A 515-nucleotide genomic window follows, 5' to 3' on the forward strand; every position below is an offset into this window, starting at 1 on the left:
AGCGGGTATATCCTGGATGCCGCGTCGAGAACCGTGTCACCCCGTATCAAGTGCGGGATGACAAAAGGCGGGTATTCCCTGGATTCCGCATCAAGTGCGGGATGACTGGGTGACCGCATCGGGGGCGATTGAGCAAACTAAAAAGGAGATTATAAAAAGGCGCGGGATGAGTTTACCAAAGGTGCGGCAGACCAAGGCGGGTATTCCCTGGATTCCGCATCAAGTGCGGGATGACTGGGTGACCGCATCGGGGGCGATTGAGCAAACTAAAAAGGTGATTATAAAAAAGTGCGGGATGTGTTTACCAAAAGTGCGGCTGACCAAGGCCGGTATTTCTGGATCCCGCATCAAGTGCGGGATGACTAAATGACCGCATCGGAGGCGATTGAGCAAACTAAAAAGGTGATTATAAAAAAGTGCGGTATAAGTTTACCAAAGGTACGGGATGACCTTTGCCGATATTCTCTGGATCCCGCGTCGGAGCGCGGGATGACCGAGTGGGCGCATCGGGGGTG

Annotated in this window: 1 protein-coding gene; it reads left to right on the forward strand. The window is 53.0% G+C overall.

Translation table 11 applies throughout. The features are described 5' to 3' along the window. Window positions 1-166: 166 nt before the first annotated feature. A complete protein-coding gene (locus NW211_RS13990) occupies window positions 167-370 on the forward strand; it encodes a hypothetical protein (protein WP_258328290.1) in 204 nt (67 codons plus the stop codon). Window positions 371-515: the final 145 nt, after the last annotated feature.

It is taken from the genome of Barnesiella sp. ET7 (assembly GCF_024733785.1).
GTDB lineage: Bacteria > Bacteroidota > Bacteroidia > Bacteroidales > Barnesiellaceae > Barnesiella > Barnesiella merdigallinarum.